Source organism: Flavobacterium erigeronis (assembly GCF_054075165.1).
The window spans coordinates 104,267-116,958 of sequence record NZ_JBSKGP010000014.1; the positions used below are offsets into that span (position 1 = coordinate 104,267).

General features: G+C 32.7%; 14 protein-coding genes and 4 tRNA genes. 6 read left to right on the forward strand and 12 right to left on the reverse strand.

Translation table 11 applies throughout. The annotated features are described in order from the left end of the window. Positions 1-183: 183 nt before the first annotated feature. From ACWA1F_RS23030 to ACWA1F_RS23060, 7 genes are all read right to left on the reverse strand, one after another. The gene (locus ACWA1F_RS23030) at positions 184-657 is read right to left on the reverse strand and encodes an SRPBCC family protein (RefSeq protein WP_456897277.1); all 474 of its coding nucleotides are present in this window, start codon (positions 655-657) and stop codon (positions 184-186) included. A 260-nt stretch (positions 658-917) separates the two neighbouring features. Continuing rightward, positions 918-1,358, reverse strand: coding sequence for a sterol desaturase family protein (locus ACWA1F_RS23035; protein WP_456897279.1), 441 nt, complete (start codon positions 1,356-1,358; stop codon positions 918-920). Positions 1,359-1,687: 329 nt separating this feature from the next. Beyond that, positions 1,688-2,527 (reverse strand): phytoene/squalene synthase family protein, encoded by an 840-nt coding sequence (locus tag ACWA1F_RS23040; RefSeq protein ID WP_456897281.1) that lies wholly within the window; start codon positions 2,525-2,527, stop codon positions 1,688-1,690. Between the two features lie 3 nt (positions 2,528-2,530). Next, the gene (locus ACWA1F_RS23045) at positions 2,531-3,997 is read right to left on the reverse strand and encodes a phytoene desaturase family protein (RefSeq protein ID WP_456897283.1); all 1,467 of its coding nucleotides are present in this window, start codon (positions 3,995-3,997) and stop codon (positions 2,531-2,533) included. Between the two features lie 40 nt (positions 3,998-4,037). Continuing rightward, positions 4,038-4,937 (reverse strand): MerR family transcriptional regulator, encoded by a 900-nt coding sequence (locus ACWA1F_RS23050; RefSeq protein ID WP_456897285.1) that lies wholly within the window; start codon positions 4,935-4,937, stop codon positions 4,038-4,040. Positions 4,938-5,156: 219 nt separating this feature from the next. Then, positions 5,157-5,657, reverse strand: a complete 501-nt coding sequence (locus tag ACWA1F_RS23055) for a tetratricopeptide repeat protein (RefSeq protein ID WP_456897287.1) — start codon at positions 5,655-5,657, stop codon at positions 5,157-5,159. Positions 5,658-5,841: 184 nt separating this feature from the next. Next, positions 5,842-5,914: transfer RNA gene (locus ACWA1F_RS23060), tRNA-Lys, on the reverse strand. Between the two features lie 266 nt (positions 5,915-6,180). Here ACWA1F_RS23060 and ACWA1F_RS23065 point away from each other — a divergent pair. The 4 genes from ACWA1F_RS23065 (at position 6,181) to ACWA1F_RS23080 (ending at position 9,173) form a co-directional block, all read left to right on the forward strand. Continuing rightward, positions 6,181-6,552, forward strand: a complete 372-nt coding sequence (locus ACWA1F_RS23065) for a hypothetical protein (RefSeq protein ID WP_456897289.1) — start codon at positions 6,181-6,183, stop codon at positions 6,550-6,552. Between the two features lie 442 nt (positions 6,553-6,994). After that, positions 6,995-7,357 (forward strand): hypothetical protein, encoded by a 363-nt coding sequence (locus ACWA1F_RS23070; protein ID WP_456897291.1) that lies wholly within the window; start codon positions 6,995-6,997, stop codon positions 7,355-7,357. A gap of 125 nt (positions 7,358-7,482) precedes the next feature. After that, positions 7,483-8,523, forward strand: coding sequence for an HTH domain-containing protein (locus ACWA1F_RS23075; RefSeq protein ID WP_456897293.1), 1,041 nt, complete (start codon positions 7,483-7,485; stop codon positions 8,521-8,523). Between the two features lie 143 nt (positions 8,524-8,666). Continuing rightward, a complete protein-coding gene (locus ACWA1F_RS23080; RefSeq protein ID WP_456897295.1) occupies positions 8,667-9,173 on the forward strand; it encodes an SMI1/KNR4 family protein in 507 nt (168 codons plus the stop codon). Positions 9,174-9,399: 226 nt separating this feature from the next. Here the strand turns inward: ACWA1F_RS23080 and ACWA1F_RS23085 are convergent. The 3 genes from ACWA1F_RS23085 to ACWA1F_RS23095 all read right to left on the reverse strand — a co-directional run bounded on the left by ACWA1F_RS23085 (position 9,400) and on the right by ACWA1F_RS23095 (position 9,712). Then, positions 9,400-9,482, reverse strand: a tRNA-Leu gene (locus tag ACWA1F_RS23085). Between the two features lie 44 nt (positions 9,483-9,526). Next, positions 9,527-9,599: transfer RNA gene (locus ACWA1F_RS23090), tRNA-Lys, on the reverse strand. A gap of 40 nt (positions 9,600-9,639) precedes the next feature. Continuing rightward, a tRNA-Lys gene (locus ACWA1F_RS23095) sits at positions 9,640-9,712 on the reverse strand. Between the two features lie 126 nt (positions 9,713-9,838). Between ACWA1F_RS23095 and ACWA1F_RS23100 the strand changes: the two genes are divergently transcribed. Then, entirely contained in the window at positions 9,839-10,357 is a 519-nt protein-coding gene (locus tag ACWA1F_RS23100) for a shikimate kinase (RefSeq protein ID WP_456897297.1), read from the forward strand. Here ACWA1F_RS23100 and ACWA1F_RS23105 read toward each other — a convergent pair. Next, positions 10,349-10,849, reverse strand: coding sequence for a phosphoribosyltransferase domain-containing protein (locus tag ACWA1F_RS23105; protein ID WP_456897299.1), 501 nt, complete (start codon positions 10,847-10,849; stop codon positions 10,349-10,351). The two genes, ACWA1F_RS23100 and ACWA1F_RS23105, sit on opposite strands and share 9 nt — an antisense overlap. 158 nt (positions 10,850-11,007) lie before the next feature. After that, entirely contained in the window at positions 11,008-11,400 is a 393-nt protein-coding gene (locus tag ACWA1F_RS23110; RefSeq protein WP_306161362.1) for an RNA-binding S4 domain-containing protein, read from the reverse strand. A 79-nt stretch (positions 11,401-11,479) separates the two neighbouring features. Between ACWA1F_RS23110 and ACWA1F_RS23115 the strand changes: the two genes are divergently transcribed. Further along, complete coding sequence (locus ACWA1F_RS23115; RefSeq protein ID WP_456897302.1) at positions 11,480-12,670, forward strand: FKBP-type peptidyl-prolyl cis-trans isomerase; 1,191 nt, start codon at positions 11,480-11,482, stop codon at positions 12,668-12,670. Positions 12,671-12,692: the final 22 nt, after the last annotated feature.

The following is a 12,692-nucleotide window of genomic DNA, read 5'->3' on the forward strand; positions in this document are numbered from 1 at the left end:
TGATATGCTTTGTGTATTTTTTGCCACAGATTAAAAGGATTAGAAAGGATTTTTTCTTTTTGTTTTTTTTGCCACGAATTCACGAATTTTTCTAATCTAAAGATAAAGAATCAGTGTAATTCGTTTTAAAATACACCCAGCATATCAAAAAAAAATTCGTGAATTCGTGGCTATAAAATTTGGCTAATAAACTTTTTTAGAATTAAATAATTCTTCGATTTTGTTGTGTCTGTATTCGAATATGCTCTTGAGTTTGTTTTGTACGACTAGTTTGTTCATGATTCTGCCTAAAATGCCAAATGGTAAGGCGTAATGAACAATGTCGGTCATTTTGGTTCCGCCGTCTGGAGTGGGTTCAAAAAAGTGTTTGTGATGCCAGAGTTTGTAAGGTCCGAATTGTTGAATGTCTACGAAATACTCATTTTCTTGGCAAGCTGTAATTTCGGTAACCCAAGACATTTTAATTCCGAAAAGCGGTTTTAAAGTGTAGGTAATGATCTGTCCCTGATACATACGCTTACCGTCGTAATCTTGAATTTGGAAATTCATGTTATCCAAAGTGATCGTCTGAAGGTTTTTTGGACTCGAAAAGAAATCCCAACATTCTTCTATGCTGGCGTTTATATGCTGTACAGTTACTATTTTGTATAATTTCATAAACTTTATAAATTCCAAATTTTTAAATCCCAAATCCCAAATTGTTTAGTTTGTCTGGGTCGAATAAAACAAAAAGTTAAACACATAGAACCACGTGTATTTATTCTCACCATATAAGTCATATAAGAAAATCAAGTTTTGAATTAAATGAACTTATATGACTTATATGGTTTTTAAATATAGACTATGCAAGTGAAACGCCTTTTTCGTTATCTTTATTTCTATGTTTCTATGTGTTTAAAAATTGCGCCCAAATAATGCTACATTTTATAATATTTAAAAGGCACGAACAGCATTCCGAAACATTCTCCTTTTTCTTTTTGAAGGTGTTTGTGATGGATTTTGTGTGCTTTTCGGAGTCCGATGAGGTATTTATTTTTGGTGGTTTTAAACCATTTAAAACGCTGATGAATCAAGACATCGTGAATTAGGAAATAACAGGCTCCATAAAGCGTGATTCCACAGGCGACAAAAAACAGATAATTGAATCCGCCTTGAACGCCAAAATAAAACAGCACAATACTCGGAATGGCAAAAATGACAAAGAAAATATCATTACGCTCGAAGGTGTTTTCGTATTTAGGCTGGTGATGATCGGCGTGAAAATACCACATAAAACCATGCATGACGTATTTGTGTGTTAGCCAAGTAACACATTCCATGAAAAGAAAAACGCCTAAAAAGATTAAAAAGGAAATCATTTTTTTATTGTTGATGTTATTATTTTGTTCAATGTTTTTTGTCAATCCGACGAAGGAGGAATCACACTAGTGATTCGACAAAGATTGCGGAGCTTCTTGCGTTCCCTTCGACTCCGCTCAGGGTGACAAAGCTGTATGTTTAATTTTTTTATAAATTTATTTTATTGACTCTTTTCGTGTTTTTTGTCATTTTGACGAAGGAGGAATCGCACTAGTGATTCGACAAAGATTTTTATATTTATTGCGGAGCTTCTAGTGAGATTTCTCCTTTCAGTCGAAATGACAAATAGTCTTTGTGTCTTTGAGCCTTTGTAGCTTTGAACCTCTTTTTAAACCATTTTTAATTTATAAGTTACAAAACTCTGCGCCAAAAGCCCCGCTTTGGTGTAATTAGAAACTCTTATTCTAGAATTTCCAATTTCATAATAAGGCGTGTTTTTTAATTTTGTGAGCAGTTTTCTATAATAAACATACGCTGTGTAAACCCCGAATTTAGCTTCAATCGGAAGTTTTACAATTCCCTGATACGCAATTCTAAAATCTTCTTCGATTTCTTTGATAATCTGGTTTTTAGAATCTTCGTTGAAATTGTTCAGGTTTATGCCAGGGAAATAAGCTCGGTTTAAGATGGTATTGTCGTCTTTTAAATCTCTCAAGAAATTTACTTTCTGAAAAGCAGACCCTAAACGCATGGCTTCGTTTTTTAGTTGTTCGTATTTATGTTCTTTGCCAGAAACAAAAACTTTGAGACACATTAATCCGACAACATCGGCAGAACCGTAGATGTAATCAATATATTCAGTTTGCGTCTGGTAATTTGATTTTATGAGATCCATTTTCATGCTTTTTAGAAATGCTTGAACCAGATCGTCCGTAATATTGTATTCTTTTACGGTATGTTGGAAAGAATTCAAAATTGGATTTAAGCTAATGCCAAGTTCCATGGCTTTATAATATTCTTTTTCGAAATCTTCTATAAGATATTCTTTTTCATAATCGTGAAATGAATCTACGATTTCGTCAGCAAAACGGACAAACCCGTAAATGCTGTAAATGGCATCGCGAATGCTTGGTGAAAGCATTTTGACAGCAAGCGAAAATGAGGTACTGTAATTTTTGGTTACCAGTTTGCTGCATTTGAAAGAAACGGCGTCGAATAGTGATTTCATTTTTTAAGATCTAAAAGATTTTTGAATTAATTCAGCTGCTAGTTTTCCTGAAATTAAAGCAGGCGGAACACCTGGGCCAGGAACAGTTAATTGCCCTGTAAAATATAGATTCTTGACTTTTTTGCTCTTTAATTTTGGTCTTAAAAAAGCCGTTTGCAATAGCGTATTGGCCATTCCGTAAGCATTTCCTTTGTAAGCATTATAATCAGTTACAAAGTCATTTTTACAGAATGATCTCTTAAAGATAATGTTATTTTTTATTTTTTGCTGTGTAAGTTGCTCAAAACGAGCGATTATCTTTTCGAAATAGGCTTCTCTAAGTTCTTCAGTATCTTCAATTCCGGGTGCAAGCGGAATTAAGAAAAACCCAGATTCCATTCCTTCTGGTGCAGCAGTTGCATCTGTTTTGGACGGAAAATTGGCATAAAATAATGGAGCCTCAGGCCATTTTGGATTGTCGTAAATATCGGCAGCATGCTGATTGAAATCGACATCGAAAAATAAGGCATGATGCGAAATGTTTTCGATTTTTTTATTGAAACCAATAAAAAATAGGAGAGAAGAAGGTGCAAAAACTCTGCTTTCCCAATATTTTTGAGAATACATTCGGTGTTCTTTTTCCAATAAACTTTCAGAATGCTGATAGTCGGCACCGCTTAAAACGATATCTGCTTTTATGATTTCGCCATTTATTACAATTCCGGTTGCGGTTTTGTTTTCAACGATTATTTTTTCAATTGGAGAATTGGTTTTGATGGTAACGCCTAATTCTACTGCCAGTTTTTCGATTGCTCGAATGACATCAAACATTCCCGTTTTCGGATGCCAAGTTCCTAAGCCGAAATCGGCATAATTCATGAAATTATAAAAAGAAGGCGTTTTGTCTGGTTTTGCTCCGAGAAATAAAACGGGAAATTCTAGAATTTGAATTAACCTTTCATTCTTAAAATTTTTTCGAATATCAGAGCTGACATTCTTAAAAAACTGATCGAGTTTTAACGCCGTTTCTTTTGTAATCAATTCAAGAGGAGAAATCCCAGGGCGATATACTAAATCTTTGATAGCAATGTCATAATTGCTTTTGGCTTGATCGATAAAGTTTTGCAGTTTTTGACCGCTTCCTTTTTCAATTGCTTCAAAAGTGTATTTTATTTCTTCAAGATTATCAAAAATGCTGACGAAATCATTAATTCCAAAATAAACCCGATAAGCTGGATTTAGTTTTATGAGTTCGTAGTAATCGGAAGGTTTTCTGTTGAAGTCATTAAAAAAACGTTCAAAAACATCAGGCATCCAATACCAGCTTGGTCCCATGTCAAACGTAAAACCGTCTTCTTTAAATTGTCTTGCACGTCCGCCAATGGTGCTGTTTTTTTCGTAAATAGTAACCGTGTTACCTTGCTGGGCAAGGTAACACGCGGCCGCCAAAGAAGAGAAGCCAGAACCAATTATTTGAATAGTTTTTCTCATTTGTTTAACAAATATAAGAAAAACTTAAACAAAAAATAAATTAAAGCATGTTAATAGTTTCTTCCATGGAGTCAAAAACACGGATTCTGTCTGTAAGGACTTTTGGGTCTATAGATTCTGTCATTTTGCCCATAAGCCAGATTTCATTGTTTTGCTGCAATAATTTCTGTCCCATAGATTTAACATATTGATTGATTACACTTCTGTCTGGCTGAACTGTCATAAAAGAAATGAAAACAATGTTTTCAAAATGTTTTGTTAGATCCTGAAGGTTTTCTATAGGCATGCTTTCTCCTAAATAAATGGTTTTGTAGCCTTTATCTAAGATTTCGTATTGCAGGTATAATAATCCAATCTGGTGAATTTCATTTAGCGGAAGCGATAAAACAAAAATACGATCCGTTTTTGTAGGCTTTCTAATTTGCAGGCTTTCTGTGTAAATCAATATTTTCTGTTTGATCAAATGACTCATAAAATGTTCATTTGCAGGAGTGATGGTTTCAGACTGCCATAATAATCCCAGCTCTTTTAAAAGAGGCAAAAAATGATCTTTAAAAACTTCTTTAAACGTTTTTTCTGTAATAAGCCAATCGAACGTATTGAAGAATAATTCTTGGTCAAAATTCATCATTGCCATTTTAAAAGAGGTAATGGCGTAGTTTTGAGAGTTTTTCTTCGAAATTATTTCGCGTACCAGTTGTGGTATTTTTTCTTCAGGATAAGTTGCAATTTTAGAAATCTTATAGCCGTATTCGTGCAGTAACGTAATATTTAAAAGTTTCTGCAGGTTTTGAAGATTGTAAAATCTAATATTAGTATCGGTTCGCATAGGTTCAAGAATATTGTATCTTTTTTCCCAAATGCGTATGGTATGCGCTTTAATTCCAGATAAGTTCTCAAGATCTTTAATACTGAAAACAGTTTTAATATTGTTTATCATTATTCGCGATTAAGTCAACAAATGTAAAATAAAATCTTATATGCGACCTTAAAACTACATTAAAAAGATAGAGAATTAGAGGTTTAGGTATTCAGAATATATTTTTTACCTAAAATCAGGTAATTATTTCTTAAGAAATATATTACTTTGATAAAAAACAAAACAGCCAGCAGATTTAAAATCTAGACTGGCTGTTCTGAAAATGTTCGATTTTTATGTTTATTTGCAGAAAGTGGCTTTGTTTTTTATAGCGCTCTGACTTCCTAATTCGATTGCTTTACTGAAATCTTTACAGCAATTTTTTTTGTCGCCAATTTTATTGTAAGCCAAACCTCTTAAATTATAAGCAATATAATCTTTTGGGTTTAAACCCAGTGAAGCGGTGCAATCGTCAATAGTGCCTTGGTAGTTTTGCAATTTGTAATTAACATTGGCTCTGCCGGTAAAAGCATCGGCATTCATGCTGTCTAATTCAATTGTTTTGCTAAAGTCGGCTTGAGCTCCTTTCAGGTCGTTTAATTTGAGTTTTGCCACACCGCGATTCTGGTACGCTTCGACAAATTTAGAATTCATATTGATCGCTTTGGTGTAATCGGCAATTGCACCTTTGGTGTTTCCAGCTTCGGCTTTTTTCATGGCTTTGTCAAAATAGCCTGTTGCAGATTGTGCCCATGAAGAGCATGCGATCATCATAAATGATGCTAATAGTAGGTTTTTCATAATACTAATTTGGGATTAGTGGTTTAATTATTCGTCTACGAATTTAGGAAAGTTTTTATTTTATGAGGGAATTTTCTTTTTTAAATAATGATTAAAAAGGAAAATACTTAAAAGGTTAGGGGGCAAGATTTGAATTCTCTGTAAAAACAAAAAAGGCCAAGTAAAATAATTACTTGACCTTTTGTGACCCGACTGGGGCTCGAACCCAGGACCCCATCATTAAAAGTGATGTGCTCTACCGACTGAGCTATCGAGTCGTCATTTCTTCAATGAGGGTGCAAATATAAGGACTTATTTTAGGTTCACAAGCCTTTTTTGAAAGGAATTTAAAATTAATTTTTGATAAAGTTGTAAAGTCTTATTTTGCAGTTGAATAGCGTTGCTTTTTTTCTTGAGGTTGACTTTGTAGGATTTGAATCTTTGTAATGATAGATATTTTATATATTAGCCAAGAAATGAATCTGCTTCAAAATATAGAGCAAATATGATCTTTAATGCATTTTTTAAAATATTCTGACCCTTTATGAAAAATATATTTTTAGTTTTCTTTTTTGTTTTCAGTTCACAGTGTTTTTCTCAAGTAAATTCGACAGCCGAAAAACCTTCTCAAGAAGAAATAAAAGATTTTATAATTAAAGAAACTAAAGAAGGAGGGAAGTTAGATTTTTTTTCATCAATCAAAGGGAAAGAGTATAATGCCTCGCAAGTAAAAGCAGGTCTATTTATGACAAATATTGAAATTGCTTTGTATAAATGGGGGAAAGCAAATTTTGATCTTGGTGTTGAAAATGTAGAATCTGCTTTAAAAATTTTTGAAGAGTTTAAAGGAAAGGCTTTAAATATTAGAGAAAAAGATTTGATTCCGATGGGCTACAGAAATGATTTGGCAAAATAAAATCGTCGAACTGAAATTTTTTATAAACAGTAAATTTTTATAAGTAAAAAAAAGAAGCCTGAGAATTATTAAAACTCTCAGGCTTTTTTTTAAGTGACCTTGACGGTGCAGAATTCGAACCATTTAATTGAAGAATTGAAAATTTTAAATGATGTTTAATTTTACTATTTTGAATTTAATATCACTTATTGATTATAATCGCGTGCCTGATTTCATCTAGGAACTGTCCACCAAAAGTCACATTCATGTTAGTACGAAAAGTATTTAATAAATAAAAGCTCGTTGATTGTTTATGAAATAAAAATCCTATTTTTGAGAATAAATAATACTTACAATTTTCAGACATAGCGAACTAATTTAGGTTAGATAAGTCAGACATCGTTAGACATATATTCGAGTTGTGCGCAATGCCCGAGAACACCCAGAGACTTCAATATTTATCATGAGAAAAAAGATAATTAAAATTATAATTGGGCTGTTTATTTTGTCCAGTGCATATTTTACTATGCGGTATTTCCAATTGCAAAAAGCCGAAGAAAAGTTTTCGAAGATTATTGTTGGGACTTTTAAAGCGTCAAATCCAAATTTCATTATTGACTTTTTGGAATATCACCAATTTAGAATTCAAGGAAGGACAGACGAAAAATTCTATGGAGACGGAAATTGGCATGTCAATGGGAACGGAGAATTAGAACTAACTTTTGAGAATGGTGAATCTTTATTTCTGCAAGTTAAAATAAAAGATAGTTCATTAATTGGAATAAATGAAAACAAATCATTCTATAAAATCCGAACAGAGAACTAGCCAATATTATTATCACTTTTTCAATAGCAAAATTAAATGTAAGGCACAGCGCACAACCGCGGGTAAAAGCAATTGCTGAACATTGAAATCAACCGGAACTTTTTCTTCACGAAAAATATCTTAACTTGCCGAAAGAACACAGTTCGCTTTTATCAGCAACTTCTTCTGCCCGCAAAACGTTACCTGCAATTATAAAACACATTATGGCTAAAACAACATTTTGGGACATTATTATTTCTACTTTAGAGAAAGAACAAAAACCATTAAGTCCGAAAGAGATTTGGAAAAAAGCTAATGACCATAAATTATTAGGCGATTTTACAACTACGGGAAAAACTCCTTGGGCGACTATTGGTGCATATTGTTATACTGATATTCAAAGAGCTGGTGAGTCTTCAACAATTATACAGACAAATGAAAGACCTGCAGAATTTTATTTAAGAAGGCATGTTGAAAAACTTGATTTAGATAAAATTTCAAAGGAAAAAGATAAAGAAGAAATAAAAATTGAAAAGGAAATTTCTAAAAAATATAAAGAAAGAGATTTACATTGTCTACTTTCCGCTTTTGCATTTACAAACCAGCATTTTAAAGCAAATACGAAAACAATTTTTCACGAAAACTCAAATAAAGGAGTAAAAGGACAAAATGAATGGTTACATCCAGATATAGTTGGTGTATATTTTCCTTATCAAGACTACAAACCTGAAACATTAGAAATCCAAAATCATCTGAATATTAGTTCAATAAAATTATTTTCTTTTGAACTCAAAATCAATTTAAATTTCAGCAATCTTAGACAGTATTATTTCCAAGCTGTATCTAATTCAAGTTGGGCAAATGAAGGATATTTGGTAATATTAAGTATTGATGATGACCCTGCGTTACTTGATGAAATAAGGCGACTGAATAATGCTTTTGGAATTGGAATTGTTAAGCTTAACGCTGAAAATGTTTATGAAAGTGAAATACTATTCCCTTCGAAAATTAATGATATAATTGATTGGGATACAGTAAATCGTCTTGTAGTTGAAAATAAAAACTTTAGCGATTTTTTAAAATCAATCACTGAAGATTGTAAACTAGGCAAAATTAAAAGTGAGTATGATAAAATTCTCGATATTGATGAATTAGCTAAATTCATTATTGACAAAGGAATATCATAACTGCAGGTAACAGCCGTTTGACGAGATTAGGGTTTTAGGTTTAATAGAAAAGTTGGTTTTGTATTTGGAAAATTTGTGTATAACCCCACAGATATACGAGTTAGCGGTTATTATTTTACTTCAAAACAGAAATAGAAACTAAAATGAAAAAAATATCTAAATTGATTTTAGCTTTGAATAGCTTAAAAAGTAGAAATTATTTTTTTATTAAAGAGGATATACAAAATATAAAGCCTGAAAAAACATTAAATCTGAAATTTCCTAATGATATTAGTGAGTTTTACACAACCTATAATGGAGGTTTTATCCCAGATTCTTTAATATCAGAAAAGAAAATTTATGATGCTAGATTTTATGATCAAATTGAATGGGAAAGCAATTCATTTCTTAGTCTTGAAGATATTGTTTATTACTACAATTTAGATGAAGAAAACTCAATAAACTTTAAACGCCAAGAGAGCTTAAACTCAAAAAGGTTAATCCCTTTTTTTAGAACCAAAGAACAAGAATTTTTAGTTTTTACAGAGAGTTCAGTTATACTTTGGGCTAAAGAAATGGGAAATAATCAAATTTCATGGATTAATGTATACCCAAATTTCGAAAATCTTCTGAATGAATATATTAAAAATGAGGGTAAAATTAATTTATAAAGAAATAAAAACAACTGCTAACAGATTTAGACAATAGGCTGGGATTTAAACCTTGATTTTAGAACACGAAAGAGAATCGTAGAACTTAACAGATCCGTGACGGTGTTCGAACCGAAATCTGCCGTAAACATTGACGTTGCAAAAAAAAAATAAAAATTTGATAATCATTTTCGAACCAAAAAAAGCCTGCAAAATATATACTTTGCAGGCTTTTCAATTTTTAAAGTGACCATGGAGGGATTTGAACCCTCACGCCCTTGCGAGCACCACCCCCTCAAGATGGCGAGTCTACCGTTTCTCCACATGGCCTTAAAAGAAAAAAGGTCGAGTAAAATAAATTACCCGACCTTTTGTGACCCGACTGGGGCTCGAACCCAGGACCCCATCATTAAAAGTGATGTGCTCTACCGACTGAGCTATCGAGTCATTGCTTTCAAGAAATTTAATTTGTTAATCACAAAATTTGTGACCCGACTGGGGCTCGAACCCAGGACCCCATCATTAAAAGTGATGTGCTCTACCGACTGAGCTATCGAGTCATTTAATTTCTTGAATGCGGGTGCAAATATAAGGAGTTTTTTTTGAAGTTTCCAAGCTATTTTATCATAAATTTGTCTTTTTTTTGGAAAAGTTTCCAATTGCTTAGTTTATAAGGTTTTATTAATATGAAAAAAATTGTGTTGTTAGGTTATATGGGCTGCGGAAAGTCGACTATAGCCCAAAATTTGTCAAAAATTACAAATATTCCGTTCTTAGATTTAGATAAATGTATCGAAGAAAGGGCAAATTTATCCATAAATGAGATTTTTGAGAAGCACGGAGAAGTGTATTTTCGAAAATTAGAACACGAAATGTTCGTCGAATTGCTGCAGTCTTCAGAAAATAATATTATCGGTTTAGGCGGAGGAACTCCGTGTTATGCCAATAATCATGAATTGCTAAAAGGCGATGATGTTACATCTATATATTTAAAAGCATCAATTGATACCTTATATGATAGATTGGTGCATAACAAAAGTAAGCGCCCTTTGATTGCCAATATGAATGAGGAAGAAATGAAAGAGTTTATCGCGAAACATTTATTCGACAGAAGTTTTTATTACAATCAGGCAAAACATAAAATTTCGGTTGATGGCCAATCTGTCGAAGAAACGGTTCAGGATATTTTGAAAATCTTAGCTTAAAGAAGCATAATCGCCGTTTTCTGAATTGAAAACTACTTGAACATGCTCTAATAAAGATGTAGAAAGCGAAATGCCTTTGAAATCTGCTTTTACAGGGTATTTTTTATGGTTTCGGTCAACAAGTACTGCTGTTTTGAATTTTTTAAGCGGAACGTCTAAGAAATGACGAACAGCATAGATTAATGTGGTTCCTGAGTTTAAAACATCGTCAACCAGAACCAATCCTTTATTTTTATATTCTTCAGCACTTAATGAAGTGTGTATCGCTTCTTGCGGATTTTGTTTGTTTATTTTGACTTCGCAGATGGAAACCTTTAAGGTAGAAATGCTGCTAAGTGCCGAAGCTATTTTTTCGGCAAAAACAAATCCGTTAGAAGCAATTCCCGCAATAACCACTTCTTCTTCGTCTACAAAAGTCTCGTAAATTTGGTAAGCGATACGTTTTATTTTATGGTCGATTTCTTGATTTGTTAAGATAATATTGCTGCTCATGATTTTATTTTTTGCTAAGATAATTATTTTAAATTCCAAATCTTAAATTCCAAATTCCAATTGCTTGAATTCAAAATTTAGCGATGTAGTTTTGGAATTTGGAATCTATTTTTTAGGTTTTGTGAGTTTTTTGGAATTTGGAATTTAAGATTTGGAATTTAAATCTCATCATCTTCCTCATCAATAAAATCGTCTCCATAATCGTCAATGTCTCTTCGGTCTTTTTTAGTCGGGCGTCCTGCACCAGTTCTTCTAGAATGTTCTTTAGATAGTTTTAACATCTCCAAATGTGCAAAAGCTTCTGGCGGAGTTTCATTTTTTTGATAAATGTCTACCAATTTTGCTCCGACACGATTTTGTGGAATGTCTAAAACCGTTATGATTTGTGTAATTTGATCTTTTCTAAAAGTAATCTTGTCTGTTGGAAATACCTCTTTTGATGGTTTTGCAACTTGCCCATTTACAGTGATCTGGTTCTTTTTACAAGCTTCTGTAACCATGTTTCTAGTCTTGTAATATCGAACGCACCATAAGTATTTATCTATTCTCATAATTTTTCTAAAATAGAAGTTAAATTCTTTACAAAAATAAATCAATATTGTATCTTGCGCACCTAAAAAAATGCTAATAATGAATAAATTTAAATATTATTTTGTTTTGTTACTTGCTGGTCTTGCCATCGTTTCTTGTAATAAAAAGGATGACGATGATCCAGTAGTTGTTCCGCTTAGGGATTATCAAGAGCAATTTAATACTGATAATGCAGATATTGAAGAATATTTGAAAACCAATTATATAACAGTGTCTGCTAATATGGATGTTATTTTTACGAAAATAACAGATCCAGCAACGCAGCCTTCTATAATGTCTTATTTAGATAGTCCTACTTTACCAAGACTGATTTTAAGAGAGGTGCCATACGTACACGGTATAACTTATAAAATGTATTATTTGGTTTTGAGAGAAGGTGTAGGAACTTCTCCTATGAATACAGATGGGGTAGTTACTGCCTACAAAGGGGAGTATTTAAAGCGTGTTGATGCAACTGCTTCAGAACCTACTCATTTAACAACAACACTTTTTGAAGAAGTAATTTATCCTAAGACTTCTTTAGATTTATTTCAGACAATATTAGGTTGGAGCGAATTATTCCCGCAATTTAAAACAGGAACAACTACCTATAATGAAGACGGATCTGCAAATTACCAAGATTTTGGAGCTGGGGTTTTGTTTATTCCTTCTGGTTTAGGGTATTACGCAGGTAGTTCTAGTGGAGGTACAATTCCGGCATATTCTCCTTTAATTTTTACAATCAAATTATACGATTACAAGAGATTGGATCATGAAAATAATGGTTATTCTTCAGCTGGAGAATTAGTTTTGAATCCAGATGGTATTTTTGATTATCAGGAAGATTTGAATGGAGATGGATATGTTCGCGATTACAGAAATACAACATTATATCCTAATCCGCCTGCTAATCCAGACGATTCTGATGGAGATTTAATTCCAGACTTCTTAGATCATGATGATGATGGAGACGGTTATTTAACGCGTTTTGAAATTACAAAACCTACTGGAGCTCCAGTTACAGGAATTAGTTTGTATTATCCTTATGATCCAATTGGAGACAATCCAGCTACACCAAATGTTGATGAAACAGAGACTTGGGGTGTTCCTAGAAGACCAACAGGAGATCTTACAGATCCTACAAAACCGGAGTCTATAACAAATCCTCGCTTGTTTGTTCCTGAGGATTATACAGCGCCAGGGCGTTTAAGAATTCATCTTGATAAAACATATCCTTATCAAAAGAATTAAAAAATAGTTTAATATAGAAAAA

Excerpts from the sequence above, each read along its gene's own strand:
- ACWA1F_RS23105 (WP_456897299.1), bottom strand. The coding sequence starts at position 10,849 with ATGAGCAGCAATATTATCTTAACAAATCAAGAAATCGACCATAAAATA.
- ACWA1F_RS23045 (WP_456897283.1), bottom strand. The coding sequence starts at position 3,997 with ATGAGAAAAACTATTCAAATAATTGGTTCTGGCTTCTCTTCTTTGGCG.
- ACWA1F_RS23050 (WP_456897285.1), bottom strand. The coding sequence starts at position 4,937 with ATGATAAACAATATTAAAACTGTTTTCAGTATTAAAGATCTTGAGAAC.
- ACWA1F_RS23055 (WP_456897287.1), bottom strand. The coding sequence starts at position 5,657 with ATGAAAAACCTACTATTAGCATCATTTATGATGATCGCATGCTCTTCA.
- ACWA1F_RS23080 (WP_456897295.1), top strand. The coding sequence starts at position 8,667 with ATGAAAAAAATATCTAAATTGATTTTAGCTTTGAATAGCTTAAAAAGT.
- ACWA1F_RS23115 (WP_456897302.1), top strand. The coding sequence starts at position 11,480 with ATGAATAAATTTAAATATTATTTTGTTTTGTTACTTGCTGGTCTTGCC.
- ACWA1F_RS23100 (WP_456897297.1), top strand. The coding sequence starts at position 9,839 with ATGAAAAAAATTGTGTTGTTAGGTTATATGGGCTGCGGAAAGTCGACT.
- ACWA1F_RS23035 (WP_456897279.1), bottom strand. The coding sequence starts at position 1,358 with ATGATTTCCTTTTTAATCTTTTTAGGCGTTTTTCTTTTCATGGAATGT.
- ACWA1F_RS23110 (WP_306161362.1), bottom strand. The coding sequence starts at position 11,400 with ATGAGAATAGATAAATACTTATGGTGCGTTCGATATTACAAGACTAGA.
- ACWA1F_RS23070 (WP_456897291.1), top strand. The coding sequence starts at position 6,995 with ATGAGAAAAAAGATAATTAAAATTATAATTGGGCTGTTTATTTTGTCC.
- ACWA1F_RS23030 (WP_456897277.1), bottom strand. The coding sequence starts at position 657 with ATGAAATTATACAAAATAGTAACTGTACAGCATATAAACGCCAGCATA.
- ACWA1F_RS23040 (WP_456897281.1), bottom strand. The coding sequence starts at position 2,527 with ATGAAATCACTATTCGACGCCGTTTCTTTCAAATGCAGCAAACTGGTA.
- ACWA1F_RS23065 (WP_456897289.1), top strand. The coding sequence starts at position 6,181 with ATGAAAAATATATTTTTAGTTTTCTTTTTTGTTTTCAGTTCACAGTGT.